This is a genomic window from Streptomyces sp. NBC_00090 (assembly GCF_045160815.1).
GTDB lineage: Bacteria > Actinomycetota > Actinomycetes > Streptomycetales > Streptomycetaceae > Streptomyces.
The window spans coordinates 6,732,086-6,754,023 of sequence record NZ_CP108224.1 but is presented as its reverse complement, the minus strand read 5'-3'; the positions used below and the strand labels follow the sequence as shown (position 1 = coordinate 6,754,023).

Genomic DNA, 21,938 nt, shown 5'->3' with positions numbered 1-21,938 from the left:
GGGGCGATCTGAGCGCCTCGTCACACCGGCGATTGAGCCCTGCGTGATAGAATTCCTCGTGGAGAGTGTCGACCAAGCGCCAAGCGGGGGGTCAGGCGATCTTTCATATCCAGAGGTTGGACACCACACCCGACGGCTATTTCTCGTCGCCATGTCGGAATCATTCGCGGCCCTTTGAGGCCGCCACCCGCCCTGACACCCCGCAGACCCTTGCGCGCAGGGGACGCAGAAACCCGTGATCATCACTGGGTCAGGCGTGCGCTCAAGGCAGCATGGGGCAGTACTCGACCACGACCCAATCTACTAGGTCTTTTAGTACCTTCGCAACGGCTGCGCCGGATGTGCCCAACATCCGCGACCGACGCGCAGCATCAGCGGAAGGGCCGATTCGTGACAGTGAAAATACGGGGAGGAAGTCATGATTCAGTTTCGTGTGCTCGGTCCACTGGAACTCGTCCACAACGACGAACGGGCAATTCTTGGCGGCGTGAAACAGCGGGCACTGCTGGGCCGTCTCCTTCTCGAGTCGAACCAAGTGGTGGCGACGAGCAAATTAGTGGACTCGCTCTGGCCGGACAACGATCCACCGGTCACGGCGCGCAAAATACTGCAGAACTCCGTCTGGTCGCTCAGGTCGGTGCTGACCTCGCTGCGAGCACGTGACTCGCTCCCGACCCTGACCACACAGTCGCCCGGATACATGTTGAGCGTCGACGAGGACATGGTCGATCTCCATGTCTTCCATCGCCGACTGGAGCTCGGTCGCAAGAAGATGACCGAGGGGCTCCCCGCGGACGCCGCCTCGATCCTGCGGGGCGCTCTCGATCTGTGGCGCGGGCAGGTGCTCGCCGACCTCGCGGAGGCGGGGATCGTCTGGCCCGAGTCGAATGTTATCGAGAACTCACGTATCGATGCCCAAGAACTCTACTTCGAAGCCGAATTGGAATGCGGTCACCACCGGGAGGTGCTCGGCGGGATCGAGAAGCTCGCGGAAGCCGAACCCTCACGGGAGCGGACTCGCGGCCTGCTCATGACGGCCCTTTACCGCTCCGGTCGCCAGACCGAGGCATTGAACGTCTACAACAGGACGCGAGTCGAGCTCGTCGACAATTTCGGGCTGGAACCGGGACCGTGGTTGCGGAACCTGCAGCAGCGCATTCTGTCGCACGATCCGGCGCTCGGTGATTTCTCCCGGGACAGCGTGACGGCGGGCGATGCCGAGCGGGTGAAGAACCCGGCCGATGTGGGCGCACGACTCGCTCCGTACCCGCCCGACGAGCCCGAGCCCGCGCCGGACCTGACAGAAGCGCAGGAGACATCGGAAGTTCCGGCGGTCCGGGACGTTCGGGAACCGGCGAGCCGGCCGGACGCCGTGCCGCCGGCCCAGACCCTGTCCCACCGGCGCGAGGCAAGCGTCATGATCGTGCGCGCACATGTGGGTGCCGGCGTGAGTTCGGCGCACCCCACCGATGTCGACGAGATGCTCGACGGGGTCCACACCCTGGTCCGGATCGGGGTCGAATGCTGTGGCGGAGAGGTTCTCGCGTCCGTGGGTTCCGCCACGATCGCCCTCTTCGACCTCGACGATCCGAAGGAGAACGCCTCGCGCGCCACGCAGCTCGCCCTGCTGCTGCGCGACAGTCTCGACATGTCGGAGGAGAACACCCACGGGCTCACCATCAGGGCCATGGTGACCACCGGCGACATGCACGCGTTCTCCGACGCTCCGCCGGAGAAGAGCCAGGTGTCGGCCAACGGCACGCTCCTGGACCAGTGCTGGGAGATATTCCCGCAGGTACCGGTCGGCATGATCTGGGTGTCCGATCGCACCAGGCTCCTGACCTCCGACCTCGTCTCCTACCCGGCGATGGCTGTGGGGCATCTGCCGTACTGGGTCGCCGAGGCGCGCATGGCGGACTATCCGGTCGACACCAAGCCGTTCATCGACCGGGAGCACGAGATCGAGATGCTCCAGAGCACGTTCGAGCGGGCGGAGCGGCGCGGCACACCTCATCTGGTCACCATCCTCGGCGACCACGGGACGGGGAAGAGCAGGCTCCTGGTCGAGTTCTGCAAGCTCTTCAAGGAGAAGGACCAGACGTCACCCCTGATCCTGAGGTACCGGGTGAGCAGGTCGGTGAGCATCGATCCGCACGCGGTCGTCACCGAACTGCGGTCGCTGTACCACGAGCTCGAATCCATGGACCAGTTCGAGGCCACGGGACGGAGCGATCCGGAATCGGGGCTCCAGGGCCGTGAGCCGGCGGAGGTGGTGCACGCGTTCGCCGCGAAGCACCCCGTCATCATCGCGGTGGACGACCTCCATCTCGCCGACGAGTCCACGCTCGCCTTTCTGGAGAAGCTCGGATCCTTCAGCCAGCCCGGCATGCTGCTGGTCGTGGCCTGCGCCCACAAGAACTTCCACCGCAGGTTCCCCCAGTGGGGCTGGGCCCAGGGGAACAGTGCGCGAATCCTGCTGGAGCCCCTGTCGGTCGATGCCGTCGCCCGGCTCTTCGAGAACCTGATCGACATCATCGGGGACTGCATCCCCGAGTCGACATGGCGCATCTTCCACCGCATCTTCGGCTCCCCCGACTCCGTGTCCGCGAAGCGGGCCCGGCTCCTCCGGGCCCTGCCGCTCGTCGTCGGGACGAACTCCTTCCCCGACGAGCGTTCGGTGAGCTGACAGCGGCGTGGTCCCCGGTCGGGACGGAGTGCATGCAGCGCACTCCGCCTCGACCGGGAACCGGTCACGTCGTGGATCAGACGACGTGACCCGGTCCGCCCCTCGCGACGCTCAGTCGAGCTCGTCGACCAGGGCGAACAGCTCTTCGTCGGCGGCGTCCTCCAGCACCTTCTCGAACTCCGCGTCGACGCCGTCGGTGGCGGCTCCGGCGGCCGGAGCACCGCCGAGCAGGTTCCGCAGCCGTGCCACTACCCCCGAGTCGAGGCTGCCCTCACGGATCAGCGCCTCCAACTGGTCGATGAGCGGTGCGGCCTGCTGCGCCGCGACGAGGTTCCGCAGGTACTCGGCGAGGGTGGCCGCCGTCGGGTGGTCGAACACCAGCGTGGTGGGCAGGCGTTCACCGGTGGCCGCCACCAGCCTGTTGCGCAGTTCCACCGCCGTCAGCGAGTCGAAGCCCAGCTTCGTGAAGGGCACCCCGGTCGCGATCGCGGACACGTCGTCGTGTCCCAGCGCGGCCGCGACCTCACGACGGACCAGGTCCAGTACCGCACCCGGCTTCTGCCACTGGATGCCGGACCGGGGCTCGGCCGCCCGGGGCCGGTCGGCCTGACGTACCGCCGCCCGCCGGGGACGGGGCACCAGGTCCCGCAGGACCGCGGGCGGGTTCGGGGCCGCGCCGAGGGCGGCCCGGTCGATCCCGGTCACGGCGAACACCGGGCTCCGGCCGCCGTCGGTCGCCGGGCCGGCGATCGCCCCGACGGCGATGTCGAAGGCGGCCAGGGCCTCCGCCACGGCGATCGGGCGCAGTCCGAGCCTGGAGATCCGCCTGCGGTCCGCCTCGGACAGGCTGTCCCCCATCCCGGTCTCCCACAGACCCCATGCCAGGGACGCCGTGGGCAGACCGAGCGAGTGACGGTACTCGGCGAGGCTGTCCAGGAAGGTGTTCCCCGCCGCGTAGTTCGCCTGCCCCGCGGTGCCGAGCAGGCCGGCGATCGACGAGTAGAGCACCAGGGGCTTCTCCCCCGCCACCTCGTGCAGGTTCCAGGCGGCGTCGATCTTGGGCCGGAGCACGGTGTCGATCTGCTCCGCGGTGAGCCCGTCCACCGTGCCGTCGGCCAGTACACCGGCGGCGTGGACGAAGGCCACCGGCCGGTGGCGTCCCACGAGTGCGGCCAGCGCCTCGCGGTCGGTGACGTCGCACGCCGCCGCGATGACCTCGACGTCCTCCCCGGAGAACTCGATCTCCGGAGTGGCGCCGCTCCGGCTGACCAGCAGCAGCGACGTGGCGCCGTGGCGCCGCGCCAGGTGCTCGGCGAGCACCGTGCCCAGCGCACCGCTCGCACCGGTGATCATCACCGTGCCCTCGCTCCACGGGATCGCGGTGCTCCCCGACTCCTCCGGGGCTTCGGGCCGCGGGTCGGCCGCTCGCTCGTGCCGGGCCAGCCTCGGGACGAGGACCTCGCCCCCGCGGACCCGGACCTGCGGCTCGTCATCGCTGTCGGTCCCGGCCAGGAGGCCCGTGACGGTCTCCTGGACGTCGGCGGCGTCGTACAGCTCCGCCCCGTCCACCAGGACGAACCGGCCGGGGTTCTCGGTCGCGGCGCTGAGCACCAGACCGCGTACACCGGCGTGGGCGAGGTCGTCACCGACCACGACGGCGAGGCGTCCGCTCGTGCGCTCGGCCAGCCAGTCGCGCAGCACCCCGAGGGTGTGGTGTACGGCGTGCCGGGCCCGCTGCGGGAGATCACCCGTACCGGAATCGACCCGCACCACCTCGTCCTCGGAGCCGTCCGACCGCCCGTCGACGGCGGCCTCGGCCAGGTCAAGACCGCGCCAGACCGGCGTGTAGACGAGGTTCTCGCCGGCCGGGGCGCCGGTCGGGGAACCGGTGAGAGGGCGCAGTACCAGCTCGTCCACCTCGACGAGGACCCGGCCGTCGTCGTCGGTCACCAACAGGTGCACCGCCTGCGAGCCCGTGGGGGTGATCCGGGCCCGCAGCACCGTCCCGGCCGTGGCCGGAGCGCCCGCGTGGAAGCGCACTCCGGTCCAGGCGAAGGGCAGAGTGGCGGGTCCGGCGGCGGACACGTCGGGCAGCAGCGGGTGCAGGACCGCGTCCAGCAGCGCCGGGTGCACGACGAACCCGCCGGCCGACTCGGCCGGCTCGGCCAGCGCGGCCAGTTCGAGGGGCGCCTCGATCTCGGCGAACAGCTCCTCGCCGTGCCGCTGGAGACGGCTCAGCCCGCGGAAGGCGGCACCGTACCCGTAGCCGTACTCGGCGACCCGGTCGTACGCCCCGGTGAGGTCGATCTCCGTCAGCCCGTCGGGCCACGGCTCGGCCTCCGGAGCGGGCCGCTCCTCCTCGGTCTCCAGGGTTCCGCTCGCGTGCCTGGTCCACGGCCCGTCACCGGATTCGGCGTCCTCGCGCCGGGAGTAGACGGTGATGTCGGTGCCGTCGGACACCATCTGGAGGGTGACCGCGCCGGCGTCCGGTACGACGACCGGCTCGGTGACGGTGAGCTGCGCCACCGCCCCCACCGACGCGGCCATCTCGATCAGCGCGGTGCCGGGCACGATCGCGGCGCCCCGCACCCGGTGCTCGGCCAGCCACGGGTGGGTGGAGAGGGAGAGCCTGCCGGTCAGCACCGTGGTGCCCGTGTCGGCCCCGCCGTCCGAGGCGAGGTCGACCGCCGCGCCCAGCAGCGGGTGCTCGGCGGACCGCAGTCCGGCGCCGGTCACGTCGGCCTGTCCGGTCTGGGCGAGCCAGTACCGCTTGCGCTGGAAGGCGTACGTGGGCACGTCGACCTGCCGGGCGCCGGGCAGCACCGCGGGCCAGTCGATCCGGGCGCCCCGGGTGAAGAGCGCACCGAGGGCCGTGACGACGGTGTCCGGTTCGGACTTGCCTGCCCGCGTCAGGGGCACCGCGACGACGTCGTCCGCCGTGTCGTCGGACGGTTCGGCGGGGAAGGCGGCCGCGATCATGCCCGTGAGCACCGCGTCGGGGCCCACCTCCAGGACCGTGCGTACGCCCTCGGCGCGCGCGGTCCGTACGGCGTCGTGGAAGCGGACGGTCGCCCGGACCTGGTTGACCCAGTACTCCGGGTCGGTCCACTCCTCGGCGCTCTGCCCGGTGACCGTGGAGATCGCGGGGATGGCGGGAGCGTTGTAGGTGAGTTCCCGGGCGACCGCCCGGAAGTCGTCCAGCATCGGCTCCATCAGGGGCGAGTGGAAGGCGTGGCTGACCGTGAGCCGCTTGGTGCGCCGGCTCCGGCTGGTGAACTCCTTCTCCACGAAGGAGAGCACCGCTGCCTCGGCGCCGGACAGCACGATCGCGGTGGGACCGTTGACCGCGGCGATCGTCACGTCGTCGGGCAGGTCCTGTGCGTCCAGCTCGGTGATGCTCGCCTCGACGGCGACCATCGCGCCGCCACGGGGCAGTGCCTGCATCAGGCCGCCGCGGGCGGCGACCAGCCGGGCCGCGTCGGGCAGTGACAGCACTCCGGCGACGTGCGCGGCGGCCAGCTCACCGATCGAGTGGCCGAGGACCAGGTCGGGCCTGATCCCCCAGGACTCCATCAGCCGGAACAGCGCTACCTCGACGGCGAACAGCGCGGGCTGCGCCGTGCCGGTCTCGTCCAGGTGCTCGCCGGTGGCGATCGCCTCCCGGATCCGGGAGCTCAGCGGGGCCTCGAAGTGGGAGCAGACCTCGTCGAACGCCTCGGCGAACACCGGGTACGCGGCGGCGAGTTCGCGCCCCATTCCGAGGCGCTGCGCGCCCTGGCCGGTGAACGCGAAGGCCAGGCGGCCTCCCGGTGCCCGCACCGGGACGGCCCGGCCGAGGGCCTCCGGGCTGGTCGCCGCGATCCGGTACGGCATCGCGGAACGGGTCGCCAGGGTGAGGGCCTCGTCCGGCGTGGAGAGCCGGGCGATCCGCTCGGCCTGCTCGACGAGGGCCTGCGGGGAACGGGCGGACAGCACCCACGGAATCGGGGGCCGCGCGGAGTCGACCGGGGCCGATTCGGGCTTCACGTCGACCGGGGACGGCTCGCTCTCCTCGACCGCGGACAGCTCGCCCTCCTCGATGATCACGTGGGCGTTGGTGCCGCCGAACCCGAAGGAGGACACGCCGGCCCTGCGGGGCTGCTCGCCCTTGGGCCACGGGCGGGACGTGGTCAGCAGTTCGACCTCGCCCGCGGACCAGTCGACGTGCTGGGACGGCGTACCGACGTGCAGGGTCGCGGGGGCGATCCCGTGCCGCATGGCCTGGACGACCTTGATGATCCCGCCCACGCCGGCGGCCGCCTGGGTGTGCCCGATGTTCGACTTCAGGGATCCCAGCAGAACCGGGTTGTCCCGGTCGCGTCCGTAGGTGGCGAACACGGCCCGGGCCTCGATCGGGTCACCGAGCTTCGTCCCGGTGCCGTGCGCCTCCACCAGGTCGACGTCGGCCGGTGCCAGCTCGGCCGAGTCGAGCGCGGCGCGGATCACCCGCTCCTGGGCGGGGCCGTTCGGCGCGGTCAGGCCGTTGGAGGCGCCGTCGGAGTTCACCGCCGAGCCACGGACGACGGCGAGCACGCGGTGCCCGTTGCGCCGGGCGACGGACAGCCGCTCCAGGAGGAGCATGCCGGCGCCCTCGGCCCAGCCCGTACCGTCGGCGTCGTCGGAGAACGACTTGCACCGGCCGTCCTCGGCGAGCCCCCGCAGGCGGGAGAACTCCACGAACGCGGTCGGCGAGGACATCACCGTCGCACCGCCCGCCACCGCGAGGTCGCACTCCCCGCGCCGCAGCGCGCTCGCGGCCAGGTGCACCGCGACCAGCGAGGACGAGCAGGCGGTGTCCACGGTGAGGGTCGGTCCCTCGAAGCCGAAGGTGTAGGCGAGCCGGCCGGAGGCGATGCTGCCGGCGCTGCCGCTGTACAGGTACCCCTGGACGCCCTCGGGCGACAGGTCCGGCCGGGAGCCGTAGTCGCTGTACATGACGCCCACGAACACGCCGGTCCTGCTGCCGCGCAGGCCCTGCGGGTCCAGGCCCGCGTTCTCCACGGCCTCCCAGGTGGTTTCCAGGAGCTGCCGCTGCTGCGGGTCGACGGCGAGCGCCTCCCGCGGGGACATCCCGAAGAACTCGGCGTCGAACCGGTCGGCGTCGTGCAGGAATCCGCCGCGGTGGGTGGTGGAGGTGCCGAGGTGGTCCGGGTCGGGGTGGTACAGGTCGGCCGGCCAGCCCCGGTTCACCGGGAACTCCGAGGTGGCGTCCCGGCCGTCGGCGACCAGGTTCCACAGGTCCAGCGGTGAGGCGATGCCGCCCGGGTAGCGGCAGGCCATGCCGACGATCGCGATCGGGTCGTCGTCACCGTCCCCGGCCGTGGCCGACCGGTTCCCGGCGCGCGCCGGGTCCGCGGCGACCGCGGGCTCCGTGACCGAGACGAGGCTCCGCAGGTGTTCGGTGAGGGAGGCGGGGTTGGGGTGGTCGAAGACGACGGTCGAGGGGAGCCGCAGGCCGACGGCGGTGCTCAGCTGGTTGCGGAGCTCGACGGCGGTCAGCGAGTCGAAGCCGAGCTCGCTGAAGGAGCGGTCCTCCCGGATCTCGCCCGGGTCGGCGTAGCCCAGCACGGCGGCGACGTGGTGGCGTACGAGCTCCTCGACGTCGGCCGGGTCGACCGCCGGGGCGGACGACGGGGCGTCCCCTCCCGGCCGGCGGGTGTCGCCGTTCGGCGTGGACGTCCTCTTCGCGGTCGCGGCCGGTCCGGCCAGATCGCGGAGGATCCCGGGGAGGTCGGTCCGGGCGCGCAGGGCGGTCCGGTCGAACCGGGTCAGGGCGAGGACCGCGGAACCGGTCCCACCGATCGTGTCGAGGGCGGCGTCGAAGAGGTCGAGGCCCTCCGCGGTCTCCAGCGGGCGCAGGCCCGAGCGGGCCAGTCGCTGGAGGTCCGCCTCGGTCAGCTGCTCGGACATGCCGCTGCTCTCCGCCCACAGGCCCCAGGCGAGGGAGACCGCGGGCCGGCCGAGGCCACGGCGGTGCTCGGCGAGGGCGTCCAGGAACGAGTTGGCCGCGGCGTAGTTCGCCTGGCCCGCCGTGCCGAGGAGCCCGGTGATCGAGGAGTACAGGACCAGCGGCCTGTCACCGGCCAGTTCGTGCAGGTTCCAGGCCGCGTCCACCTTCGGGCGCAGCACGGTGTCGATCTGCTCGACGGTGAGTCCGGCCAGGGTCGCGTCGGCGACCACTCCCGCGGTGTGCACCACGGCGGCCGGCTCGTGCTCGGCGAAGACGCGCTCCAGTGCCTGCCGGTCGGTCACGTCGGCGGCGACCAGGCTCACTGCGGCGCCGAGGCCGACCAGCTCGTCCCGGAGTCCGGCCGCGCCGGGCGCGGCCTCGCCCCGGCGGCTCAGCAGCACCAGCTGGCGGACGCCGTGCTTCACGACGAGGTGCCTGGCCAGGATCGTGCCGAGGGTGCCGGTGGCTCCGGTGATCAGTACCGGGCCCGCGCCCCACTCCACTCCGGTGCTCTCCTCGCCCGCCGGAGTACCGGTCGGCCGGGTGAGCCGGGGTGCCAGGATCCTGCCGTCCCGGATCGCCAGCTCCGCCTCCGTCGTGCGGAGAGCGGTGTCGAGCTGCGCGTCGGTGGCCGATCCGTCGGCCTCGATCAGCGTGAACCTGCCCGGGTTCTCCGACTGGGCGGTCCGGATCAGGCCGCGGATCGTGGCGCTCGCCGGCTCCGGGGTGATCACGAAGGCGTGCCTGCGCTCGTCCTCCTCCGTGAGGGCCTCGCGGAGTTCGGCGAGGACGGAGTGGACCGCGGCCCTGGCCGCCGCCGGGATCTCGCGCGCCGCGTCCGTCGCGGCGGTGGGGCCGGCCGGTACGCGGTGGAGTACCGCGGGTTCGGCGGAGGCGTCGGACGCGGGGGCGTCCCGCCAGACGACGGTGTGCAGCCCCGGGGGCGTGTGGCTCCCCCCGATGGGCAGCAGCGCCAGTTCGTCGACGGTCAGGACCGCGTGGCCGTCGCGGTCGTGGACCTCCAGGCGGGCGGTGTTCCCCCGCACGGTGACCCTCGCCCGTACCGCGGTCGCGCCGGTCGCGTGGCGGGTGACCCCGGTCCAGGAGAACGGCAGGACCAGCTGGGCGTCGGGGTCGGCGACGCCGGGGAGCAGGACGTGCAGGACGGCGTCGAGCAGGGCCGGGTGCACCCCGAACCGGTTCGCCTCGCCGCGGTACCGCTGCCCGAGCTCCACCTCGACGAAGCGGTCCTCGCCGTCGCGGCGCACCGCCTGGAGGCCCTGGAACGCGGGGCCGTAGTGGTAACCCTGCTCGCTCAGCCGCTGGTAGGCCCCGGTCAGGTCGATCTCGGGCCCGGTCGGCGGGAGTTCCGCCGGGGGCGCCTGCAGTTCGGGGACGAGCAGCGCGTGCGCGTGCTGCGTCCACTCGGCCCCCTCGGTCCCCTCGGCCCCCTCGTCGGAGCCGGAGGTCGCCGGCCGCGAGTGGATCAGTACCGAACGGCCGCCGCTCGGGTCGGGGGCGCCGACCCGGATCTGGATCGTCGTGGGGCCGTCCTCGGAGAGGATCAGCGGGGTGGTGACCGTCAGTTCGGCCACCGCCGGGCTGTGCACCCAGGCCCCGGCGTACAGCGTCATGTCGAGCAGCGCCGTGCCGGGCAGGACGATCTCGCCGCGGATCCGGTGCTCGCCCAGCCAGCCGGTGGGGGTGATCTCGCCGGTCAGCACGGTCTCGCCGTCGACGAGTTCCACCGCGGTGTCCAGCAGCGGGTGCCCGGAGACCGGGGTCTCCAGCCAGTAGCGGCGGTGCTGGAACGGGTATCCCGGCAGCGGTACGCGCTCGGTCTCCGGGAACACCGTCGCCCAGTCCACCGGTACGCCCCGGACGCCCAGGGCGCCGAAGGCCGCGAACACGGTCTCCGCGTCGGCCCGTCCGGAACGCAGCAGCGGTACGGAGACACCGCTCGGCTCGTCGGTGGCCTCGTCCGCGACCGCCTGGGAGGCGAGCACGGCGAGCACGCCGTCCGGGCCGATCTCGACGAACTCGGTGACACCGTTCCGCCGCAGGGTCCGTACGCCGTCGAGGAACCTGACGGCCTCCCGGACGTGGGTGACCCAGTAGTCCGGCGAGGTCAGCTGCTCGGTGGTGGCGATCTCCCCGGTCACGTCCGAGACGATCGGAATGCGGGGCTCGCGGAAGGTGACGGTGTCCAGCTCGGCCCGGAAGCCGGCCAGGACCTCGTCCATGTGGTGCGAGTGGAAGGCGTGGCTGACCGAGAGCCGGCGGGTGCGGCGGCCCTCGTTCGACCAGTGTCCGATCATCGCGGTGACGGCGCCGTCGTCGCCGGAGACCACGACGGACCGGGGGCCGTTGACGGCGGCGATCCCCGCCCCGGCCACCAGCGTGTCGAGGACCTCCGCCTCGGTCGCCTCCAGGGCGGCCATCGCGCCGTCGTCCCGGGCGGACTGCATCGCGGCGCCCCGGGCGGCCACCAGACGGCAGGCGTCGGGCAGGTCGAAGACTCCGGCCACGTGTGCCGCGGCCACCTCGCCTACGGAGTGTCCGAGCAGGTAGTCCGGGGTGATGCCGTAGTGCTCGGCGAACCGGTGGAGCGACACCTCCACGGCGAACAACGCCGCCTGGGTGTACGCGGTCTGGTCGAGCAGGGCCGCGTCCGCGCTCTCGGGCTCGGCGAACAGGACCGCGCGCAGCGGCCGTTCAAGTACGGCGTCGAAGTGCGCGCACACCTCGTCGAGGGCGGCGCGGTAGACGGGCGAGCGCTCGTACAGCTCGTGTCCCATGCCGGCCCGCTGGGCGCCCTGTCCGGTGAACAGGAACGCCGTCGCGCCCCGGCCCGTGCCGGTCCCGCGCACCACTCCGGGTCCACCGGAGGTGCCCGTCGCGACGGCGTCGAGGCCGCGCAGCAGGGACTCCCCGTCGGAGCCGATGACGACCGCCCGCCGGTCCAGCAGGGCGCGCCGGGTGGCGAGGGTCCCCGCGAGGTCGACGAGGTCGGTGTCGGGGTGTTCGGTCAGGTACGCGCGCAGCTGCGCGGCCCTCGTACGGAGCGCCTGCTCGTCCCGGGCCGACAGCAGCAGCGGCACCGTGGGGTGGGCGGTGCCGGCCGTGCCGCCGGCACCGGCCGTGGCGGCGTGGGCGGCGTCGGGGTCAGTCGTGGCGGACGTGCCGCCGGGAAGGGCGAGCCCGCCCGCGGTCCTGGTGGGACGCGTGAGGTTCTCGGGCTGCTCCAGGATCACATGGGCGTTGGTGCCGCTGATGCCGAACGCGGAGACCGCGGCGCGGCGCGGCCGGCCGTGGTCCGGCCACTCCTCCCGGTCGGCGAGCAGCTCGATGTGGCCCGCGGACCAGTCGACGTGCGGCGAGGGCTCACCGAGGTGCAGGGTGCGCGGCTGGATGCCGTGCCGCATCGCCTGGATCACCTTGATCACGCCACCGACGCCTGCGGCGGCCTGGGCGTGCCCGAGGTTCGACTTCAGCGAGCCAAGCCGAACGGGCTCGTCGCGGTCCTGGCCGTACGTGGCGAGCAGGGCCTGGGCCTCGATCGGGTCACCGAGCCGGGTACCGGTGCCGTGCGCCTCGATCAGGTCGACGTCCGCGGCCGACAGGCCCGCGTCGGCGAGGGCGGAGCGGATGACCCGTTCCTGGGAGGGGCCGTTCGGCGCGGTCAGGCCGTTGGAGGCGCCGTCGGAGTTGACCGCGGAACCGCGCAGCACCGCCAGCACCTGGTGACCGTTGCGGCGGGCGTCCTCCAGCCGTTCCACCAGCAGCAGTCCGACCCCCTCCGACCAGCCCGTGCCGTCGGCGTCGGCCGAGAACGACTTGCACCGGCCGTCCGTGGACAGGCCCTTCTGGCGCGAGAACTCCACGAACGTGCTCGGTCCGGACATCACGGTGACGCCGCCCGCCAGGGCGAGGTCCACCTCTCCCGAGCGCAGCGCCTTCGCGGCCAGGTGCAGGGCGACCAGCGAGGACGAGCAGGCGGTGTCCACGGTGATCGCCGGGCCCTCGAGCCCGTACGTGTAGGCCAGTCGCCCGGAGATCACGCTGGAGGTGTTGCCGGTCAGGAGGAAGCCCTCCACCTCCCGCGGGGTGACCGCGAGCCGGGAGGCGTAGTCGTCGTACATCACGCCGGTGAAGACACCGGTCCGGCTGCCCCGCAGGACGGCCGGGTCGATCCCTGCGTCCTCGAAGGTCTCCCACGCCGTCTCCAGCAGCAGCCGCTGCTGGGGGTCGGTGGCCAGGGCCTCCCGCGGGGACATGTCGAAGAACGGCGCGTCGAACAGGTCCGCCTCGTGCAGGAACCCGCCCTGTCGGGTGTAGCTGGTGCCGGAGTGGTCCGGGTCGGGGTGGTACAGGCTGCCCAGGTCCCAGCCGCGGTTGGTCGGGAACTCGGAGATGACGTCCCGGCCGTCCAGCACGAGCCGCCACAGGTCGTCGGCGGAGCGCACCCCGCCGGGGAAGCGGCAGGCCATGCCGACGATCGCGATCGGCTCGTCGGTCCGGGCCCTGTTCCGCCGGGACCGGCTCGCACCGCCGGAGCGCTGCTCGCCCGAGGCGGTGTCGGCGTCCTCGGCGAGGAACGCGGCCAGTGCCTGGGGGGTGGGGTGGTCGAAGACCAGGGTCGCCGGGAGCTGTCGCCCGGTGGAGGCGATCAGCCGGTTGCGCAGGTCGACGCCGGCCAGCGAGTCGAAGCCCTGCTCCCGGAAGGCCTTGCTCAGGTCGAGCGCGTTCGGGTTCGGCAGTCCGAGCACCGCGGCCGCGGCCGTCCGGACGAGGCCCTGGGCGTCCTTCGCGGTCAGCGCCTGGCCCGTGCGTCCGGCCGGCCTGGTCCCGGCCGGCTTGGCGCGGCGCCTGACGAGGCCGCGCAGCACGGTGGGGACGAGTTCGACGCCGGACAGCTGGGCCGGCTGGAGGACGGCGGGGACCGGCAGTGCCGCGTCCCCGGTCATCGCCCGGTCGAACAGGGCGAGTCCCTGCTCGGCGGTGAGCGGCGCGATCCCGGAGCGGGTCCAGCGGTTGATGCCGGCCTCGTCGAGGGACTGGCCCATGCCTTCCTGCCACAGGCCCCAGGCCAGCGTCGTCGCGGCCCGTCCGCCGGTGCGGCGGTGGGCGGCGAGCGCGTCCAGGTAGCTGTTGGCGGCGGCGTAGTTGGCCTGGCCGGCGGTGCCGAGGAGACCGGAGATCGAGGAGAACAGGACGAAGGCGTCGAGGTCCAGGTCGGCGGTGAGTTCGTGCAGGTGCCGTGCGGCGTCCGCCTTGACCGACATGACCGTGGCGATGCGCTCCTCGGTGAGCGCCGTGATCGTCGCGTCGTCGAGGACACCGGCGGTGTGGATCACCGCGGTCAGGGGCGCGTCGGTGGGCACCGTGTCGATCAGGCCGGCCAGGGCCGCCCGGTCGGTCACGTCGACGGCTGCGACGCGCGCGCCGTCCAGCTCCGCGACCAGCTCGGCGGCGCCGGGGGCGTCCGGGCCGCGGCGGCTGACCAGCAGCAGGTTCCGGAGGCCGTGGCGGTGGTGGAGGTGCCGGGCGATGAGGGCGCCCAGCCCGCCCGTGCCGCCGGTGATCAGGACCGTGCCGTCGGGGTTCCATCCGAGGCCGGTCTCGGTGCCGGAGGTGGAGGCATTGCCAGTGCCGCTGGCGGTGGCGGTGGTGCCCACAGCGGTCTCGGCGGTCTCGGTGACCTGGGCGACCTTGGCCAGGCGCGGTACGAGGAACTCACCGTCCCGCACGGCGATCTGGGGCTCCCCGGTCCGTACGGCCGCGAGGATGTCCTCCGTCGCGTCCGCCGTGGCGGCGGCGTCGGGGGTGCCGGCGAGGTCCACCACGACGACGTGGTCGGGGTACTCGCTCTGGGCCGTCCGTACGAGGCCCCACACCGCGGCCGCGGCCAGGTCGGTGACCGGCTCGTCCGGTGTGACGGCGACCGCGCCGCGGGTGACGAGGACGAGCCGCTCGTGGGGCTCGTGCTCGGCGGCCACCCAGTTCCGGATGTCCCCGAGGTACCGGGCCGTCACGCTCGTCGGATCGTCGGCGGGGGTCACCTCGACGACGGTGGGATCGAGGTCGTGGGCGCCTTCGGCGTCGGCGGTACGTCCCTCGGCGGCGGATCCCTGGCGCTGCCAGGTCAGTTCGTACAGGGGGACGGCGTCGTTCCGGGCGGGTGCCCGGAGGGCGAGCCCGTCGACGGTGGCGACCGGGGCGCCCGTCGCGTCGGCGAGCAGCAGCTCGTACGTGTCGCCGCCGCCCGTCGGGGTGATCCGGGCGCGGAACTCGGTGCCGCCGGTGACATCGGTGTGCGGCCGTACACCGCTCCAGGCGAACGGGAGTCGTGTCCCTTCCCCGCCGTCGACCAGGCCCAGCACGATCGGGTGCAGCACCGCGTCGACCAGCGCCGGGTCCAGCAGGAAGCCGGCCTCCGAACGGACGTGTCCGTCCGGGAAGCGGACCTCGGCGTACACGGTGTCGCCGTCGCGGTAGACCTCCCGCAGTCCGCGGAAGAGGCCGGTGTACTCGTATCCCCGCTCCGCGAGGAGGTCATAGGCGTCGTCGACCGGCACCGGGTCGCCGGCGGGCGGCCACTCCAGCCGGTCGGCCGGGTCGGGCGCCGCTCCGGAGTCGGCTTCGGTGAGCAGGCCGGACGCGTGCCGGGTCCACTCCTGCTCCCCGTCCCGCCGCGAGTGGATCGTCACCTGGCGGTCCTGCACGGTGACCTGCACCTGGACCGAACCGCCGCCGGACCGACCGGCGGACTGTGCGGGGCCGGGGAGTTCGAGCGGGCTCTCCAGGGTCAGGTCGGCCACCTCGGGCAGACCGACCCGCTCCCCCGCGAACAGGGCCAGCTCCAGGAACGCCGTCCCGGGCAGCAGGGGCGTGCCGTTGATGACGTGTCCCGAGAGCCACGGGTACTCGGCCAGCGAGAGGGTGCCGGCGAAGACCACTTCGTCCCGGTCGACCAGCTCCACCACGGAGTCGAGCAGCGGATGGCCCGAGGAGGCGCGCGCCGAGCGCGGCGGCAGCCAGTACCGGTCCCGGCGGAAGGCGTGGGTGGGCTCCTCGCCGCGCAGCCTGGCCAGACCCGAGAGGAGGACGTCCACCTCGGAGCCGGTGGGCCGGCCGAGCGGGATGGCCCGGGTGATTCCGGCGGACCTGATGAGCGGGGTCAGCGCGGCCGAGGGGCCGGCCTCGACGAACACGGCGGCGCCGGCCTCGCGCAGCGCCGACACGGCGTCGTGGAAGCGGACGGTGCCGCGGATCTGGCCGACCCAGTGCTCGGCGTACCCGGACACGTCGGCGGGCAGGAGCCGCCCGGTGACCGTGGAGACGACCGGAATCCGCGGCGGCCGGTACTCGATGGACTCGGCGACCTCCCGGAACTCGTCGAGCACCTCGTCCATGTGCGGGGAGTGGAAGGCGTGGCTGACGGTCAGCTGGGTGACGCGGCGCCCGCGGTCCCGCCAGCCGGCGGCGACGGTCGCGGCGGCGTCGGCGTCACCGGCGATCACCACGGCCGTGGGGCCGTTCACCGCGGCCACCACCACGCCGTCGACCAGGGTTTCGACGATCTCGGCCTCGGTGGCCTCCACGGCGATCATCGCGCCGCCGGACCGGGCCTGCTGCATCAGCCGGCCCCGGGAGGCGACCAGCTTCGCCGCGTCGGGCAGGGAGTACACCCCGGCGACGTAGGCGGCGGCCAGCTCGCCGATGGAGTGCCCGGCGAGGAGCTCGGCGACGAGCCCCTGCTCGGCGGCGAGTTCGGCGAGGGCCACCTCGAAGGCGAACAGCGCGGGCTGGGTGTAGCGGGTCTGGTTGAGATCCGAGTCCGCGCCGGATTCGGAGCTGAACATCAGCTCCTTCAGCGGGCGGTCCAGGTAGGGGTCGAACGCGGCGCAGACCTCGTCGAGGACCCGCGCGAACACCGGGTACTCGGCGTAGAGCTCCCGTCCCATCCCGGGCCGCTGCGCGCCCTGGCCGGTGAAGACCAGGGCCGTCGGGGTCTTCTCGCCCTGTTCGAGGATGACGTGGGCGTTCGTGCCGCTGATGCCGAACGCGGACACGCCGGCGCGGCGCGGCCGCTGCCCCCGCTTCCACTCCTTGGCCCGGGTCAGCACCTCGACCTGGCCGGACTCCCAGTCCACGCGGGGGGTCGGGGCGTCGACGTGCAGGCTGCGCGGCAGCACCTCGTGCCGCATGGCCTGCACGACCTTGATCACGCCGGCGACGCCGGCGGCGGCCTGGGAGTGGCCGATGTTGGACTTCAGCGAGCCGAGGTGGAGCGGCTCCTCCCGGTCCTGCCCGTACGTGGCGAGGATCGCCTCCGCCTCGATCGGGTCGCCGAGCGAGGTACCGGTGCCGTGGGCCTCCAGCAGGTCCACGTCCGCGGTGGTCAGGTCGGCGTCGGCCAGCGCGGTGTTGATCAGACGCTGCTGGGAGAGGCCGCTGGGGGCGGTCAGGCCGTTGGAGGCGCCGTCGGAGTTGATGGCGCTGCCCCGGATCACGGCGAGTACGGGGTGACCGTTCCGCCGGGCGTCCGACAGGCGCTCCAGGGCCAGCATGCCGACGCCCTCGGCCCAGCCGGTGCCGTCGGCGTCGGACGAGAACGGCTTGCACCGGCCGTTCTCGGCCAGCCCGTGCTGCCTCGAGAACTCCTCGAACATGCCCGGCGTGGCCATCACGGTCACGCCACCGGCGACCGCCGCCGACGCGTCCCCGTCGCGCAGCGCGCGCACCGCCAGGTGCAGGGCGACCAGCGAGGACGAGCAGGCCGTGTCCACGGTGAGGGTCGGGCCCACGAAGCCGAACTGGTAGGCGATGCGGCCGGACAGCACGCTGGTCGTGGTGCCGGTCAGGACGTAGCCCTTCACGTCGTCGCCGGCCTCGTGCATCCGCGGGCCGTAGTCGGAGGCGGTGCCGCCGACGAACACACCCGTACGGCTGCCCCGCAGGGACTTCGGGTCGATGCCGGCCCGCTGCAGCGCTTCCCAGGTGGTCTGCAGCAGCAGCCGCTGCTGCGGGTCCATGGCCAGGGCTTCCCGGGGGGAGATCCCGAAGAACGCCGCGTCGAACTCGGCGGCGGTGTCGAGGAAACCGCCGACCCGGGAGTAGCCGTCACCGGGCTGCCAGCCGCGGTCGGCCGGGAAGGAACCGATGACGTCCCGCTCCTCGGACACCACCCGCCAGAGGTCCTCGGGGGATTCGATCCCACCGGGGAAGCGGCAGGCCATGCCGACGATCGCGATCGTGTCCCGGTCCTCGTCCCCGTCGAAGGAGAGGGGGGTGCGCCGGGCCGGCCGGAAGGTCCGCGGGATCCCGCCCGCGTGCTCCGCGTCGATCCCGTGCTCGGTGAAGTAGGCGATCAGGGCCTCGGGCGTCGGGTAGTCGAAGAGCAGACCGCTCGACAGGGCCTTCCCGGTCGCGGCGGAGAGGCTCTCGATCAGCTCCACCGTCATCAGCGAGGAGAACCCGAGGTCCCGGAAGTTCGTGTCCAGCTCGACCCGCTCCGGGTCGCCCGTGCCGAGCGCTTCCGCCACGTGCTCCCTGACCAGGGCGGCCGCGTCCGTTCCGGCCGTCGCCGAGGAACCGGTCGCCGATTCCGGGGCCCGCCGTTCGCCCGTCCAGAAACGTTCCCGCTGGAACGGATAGCCGGGCAGCCGGACCCGCCGGGCCCCGAGCCCCGCGAACGCCGCCGTCCAGTCGACGTCGGCGCCGCCCACGTACTCGGCCGCGAGAGCCTCCAGGGCCTCCAGTGCCTCGGGGGCCTCCGGGGCCTCGGCCGACTCGTCGGAGCCCTCCTCGGAAACCGCCTCGGAGATCACGTTCGGCGCGGGGGTCCCGTTCGCCACGGCGTCCAGGCCGGTGCGCAGCTCGTCGGCGTCGGCGGCGAGGACGACGGCCCGGTGACGGAACGCCGTCCTGGTCGTCGCGAGGGAGAAGCCGAGGTCGTACGGGGCGAGTTCCGTGTCCCGCAGCAGCGCGGCGTGCTCCCGCAGCGCGGTCGGGGTCCGCCCCGAGACGGGAACGGGGACGCGGACCGGCCGGTCGCCCGGCTCGGTCGCCGTGGCCTTGGTCGCCGGGTCCCCGGTCGCGAGGTCTTCGGTCGCCGAGCGGTCGGTCGGCGGCGGCTCGCTCAGGACCACGTGGGCGTTCGTACCGCCCATGCCGAACGAGGAGACACCGGCGATCAGCGGCTGATCCGGGTGCGGCCAGTCGGAGAGGTCCGTGTTGACCCGCAGCCCGAGCTCGTCGAGGGGGATGGCCGGGTTGGGCGTGTCGAAGTTCAGGCTCGCGGGAAGCCGACGGTGCCTGATGCCGAGCACGGTCTTGAGCAGACCGGTGATGCCCGCGGCGCCTTCGAGATGGCCGACGTTGGTCTTGACCGAACCCACCGGCAGCGGGTCGCTCTCCTCGGCGGTGCCGCTGCCCCGGCCCGCGAAGACCGCGCCCAGCGCGGCCGCCTCGATCGGATCGCCGACCGGGGTTCCGGTGCCGTGCAGTTCCACGTACTGCACCTGGTCGGGGGTGACCTCGGCCCGCCGTAACGCGGCCCGGATCACCCGCTCCTGCGCCTGCGCGTCGGGCACGGTCAGGGCGGGGGTGGCACCGTCGTTGTTCGTGGCGCTGCCGCGCACCACCGCGTAGACGTCGTCGCCGTCCGCCAGGGCCGCCGTCAGCGGCTTGAGCACCATGACCACGGCGCCCTCGCCCCGGACGTAGCCGTTCGCCCTGGCGTCGAAGACGTAGCTGCGTCCGTCCGGCGAGAGGCCGCCGAAGCGCTGTGCCCCGAGCGCTCCCTCCGCGAGGAGGTTGAGGTTCACGCCGGCGACGATGGCGACGGACGACTCGCCCGAGCGCACGCTCTGCGCCGCCATGTGGACCGCGACCAGCGAGGAGGACTGCGCGGTGTCCACGACGACGCTCGGGCCGCGCAGGTCCAGGGCGTAGGAGACCCGGTTGGCGATGATTCCGCGATGCGTACCGGTGTTCGTGTGCGGGGTGATCGCGTCGTCGCCGCCGCTGAGCACCAGGCTGGTGTAGTCCTCGCGCAGCGAACCGACGAACACCGAGGCGGCCGAGCCGGCCAGCTCGGCGGGGACGATCCCGGCGTCCTCCAGCGCCGCCCAGGTCAGCTCCAGGACCAGTCGCTGCTGCGGGTCCATCGCCGCGGCCTCGCGCGGCGAGATGCCGAAGAACCCGGCGTCGAAGTCCCCGACCGCGTCCAGGAACGCGCCGAACCGCGTACCGCCGTCGAACCGCACCGAATCCGATATTCGGGCCCTGCGTTCACCCGGAATTTCGGTGACCGCATCCCGGCTGTCAGTCAGAAGACTCCAGAACTCTGCTATTCCGATCGCCCCAGGCAACCGGCAAGATACTCCGACGATCGCGACCATCTCGTCACGATCGCCCTCGTAACCGTCATGCCATGTCGTCATCTAAATAGCTCTTTCCTTCGTGATTTCAGACAGCCGCGATGCCGTTCGGCGCGGTGCTCTGGTGGAAGACTTCGCTATACCGGGTCTCCGCGAACCCGCTTCCTGAGGAGCGCAGGCTCCCGATTACTCCGCCGGTTCCGCCGGCAGGAGTCCGGAGCCGTCCTCGTCCCGGAGCAGGACCAGCAGGCTGCGCAGCCCCGACTCCAGCCGGGAGATCTCGGCGTCGGTGAGGTATACGGAGGGTTCGAGCCGCAGCGTGTTCGCGGCGCTCGCGGTGGGGAACATCCGAATGGCGTGCAGGCGCAGCAGGTATCCGGAGAGCACGTAGCCGAACAGACCGGCGCCGGCGTATCCGGCGATGGCCGCCGATGCGGAATCGGACTGGTCGTGGAACTCCAGGCCGATCATCAGGCCCTTGCCGCGCACGTCCTTGATGACGGTCGTGAATTCGTCCCGGAGCGAATTCAGCATCTCGAGGAGGCGGCTTCCGCGCTCCGCGGCCAGTCGGTAGACCTCGCCGTCCTCCGCCTCCAGCAGGTCAAGCGTCCGGCCGGCGACCAGGGTGGAGAAGCCGTCCTTGGCGAAGGTCGAGCTGTGCACCAGCTCGAACTCCTTGCGGTAGCGCGTGTTGCGGACGAGCGTCATCGCCGTCTTGGTGATGCCGCCGCCCAGGCTCTTGGCCAGCGTGTAGTAGTCGCCCTGGAGGCCGATGTGCGAGCTGGCGAAGAAGGCGCCGGTGCGGCCCATGCCGCTCTGGATCTCGTCGACGATGATCGGACAGTCGACCGCGGCGCACGCCTGCTGGATGCGGAGCGCCGTCTCGCGGTCGAACGGCCTGATCCCCGCCTCACCCTGGACCGGCTCCAGGGCGAACGCACCGATGGTGGGCAGGTCGCGCTCGACGACGCGGACCGTCCCGCCCTCGACCACGAGGTCGAACAGCGTCCGCCGCTCCGCCTCGATGATCTTGGCCAGGGCGTCGGGGTCGTTCATCGGCACGAACCGGCACTGCACGGCGAGTGACGTGAACGGGGTCCGGAAGTCGGCGTTGTGCGTGAACTGGACGCTGCCGACCAGCTTTCCGTGGAAGGAACCCTCGGGGGCGAGGAACACCGGCGCGGCCGCCATGCGCTCACCGTTGACCCGGGTGATCCCGGAGATCACCTCGTCCACTCCCGCGTCGCCGGACAGTCCCGCGTCCGCGCTCAGCCGGGCGTGGGCCTCGTCGACCAGGATCCCGGCGCCGGCGGAAACGGCCGAGCGGGCGCTCTCGACGTTCGTACCGATTTCCTCGGCCAGGCCGGCCACCTTCATGAGCCGGTCGAATTCGGCGTGCTTGATCGCGATCTCGAACGCCTCGGCGCCACTGTTGGCGAATACCGCCGAGTACGCGTCCGACGTCTCGAATTCACGCTGAATTATCCGATTGACCTTCTGCGCGACCTCATTCGCGATCGGGTGCTCGGAGAGCTGCGCATGAATCGGAATTCGCTGGTCGAACAGGCTCTTCGCGTAGGCGACGATTTCGGGGTTGTTGTGGCCGATGATCGTCGAGCCGTAACCGCCGACCATGTCGAGCACCGAAACCTCGCTACCTGCGGAATCGCGGTAGAACAGCGAGTTTCCCTCCGCCCTGAGGTACTGGACACCCAGTCCGAGCGAGGCGAGCAGGCCCCCGATGTAGGGCTCCGCGAGTTCGAGTTCTTCAATCACCGGGTTCATCTTCGGATCGATTCCCCACCATTCGAAGGTCTACTTGACCCGGAATCATACGGTGATCTCGCACACGGCCCTTCCATCGGCCGCTAATCGG

3 protein-coding genes are annotated in these 21,938 nt (G+C 72.4%); 1 reads left to right on the top strand and 2 read right to left on the bottom strand.

Annotated features, from left to right (window positions below):
• Positions 1 to 418: 418 nt before the first annotated feature.
• Positions 419 to 2,686 (top strand): BTAD domain-containing putative transcriptional regulator, encoded by a 2,268-nt coding sequence (locus OG361_RS30145; protein ID WP_405858483.1) that lies wholly within the window; start codon positions 419 to 421, stop codon positions 2,684 to 2,686.
• Between the two features lie 111 nt (positions 2,687 to 2,797).
• Here the strand turns inward: OG361_RS30145 and OG361_RS30140 are convergent, their stop codons facing one another.
• Positions 2,798 to 20,125 (bottom strand): SDR family NAD(P)-dependent oxidoreductase, encoded by a 17,328-nt coding sequence (locus OG361_RS30140; RefSeq protein WP_405858481.1) that lies wholly within the window; start codon positions 20,123 to 20,125, stop codon positions 2,798 to 2,800.
• 123 nt (positions 20,126 to 20,248) lie between these two features.
• Entirely contained in the window at positions 20,249 to 21,847 is a 1,599-nt protein-coding gene (locus OG361_RS30135) for an aspartate aminotransferase family protein (RefSeq protein ID WP_405858479.1), read from the bottom strand.
• Positions 21,848 to 21,938: the final 91 nt, after the last annotated feature.

Excerpts from the sequence above, each read along its gene's own strand:
- OG361_RS30140 (WP_405858481.1), bottom strand. The coding sequence starts at position 20,125 with ATGACGACATGGCATGACGGTTACGAGGGCGATCGTGACGAGATGGTC.
- OG361_RS30145 (WP_405858483.1), top strand. The coding sequence starts at position 419 with ATGATTCAGTTTCGTGTGCTCGGTCCACTGGAACTCGTCCACAACGAC.
- OG361_RS30135 (WP_405858479.1), bottom strand. The coding sequence starts at position 21,847 with ATGAACCCGGTGATTGAAGAACTCGAACTCGCGGAGCCCTACATCGGG.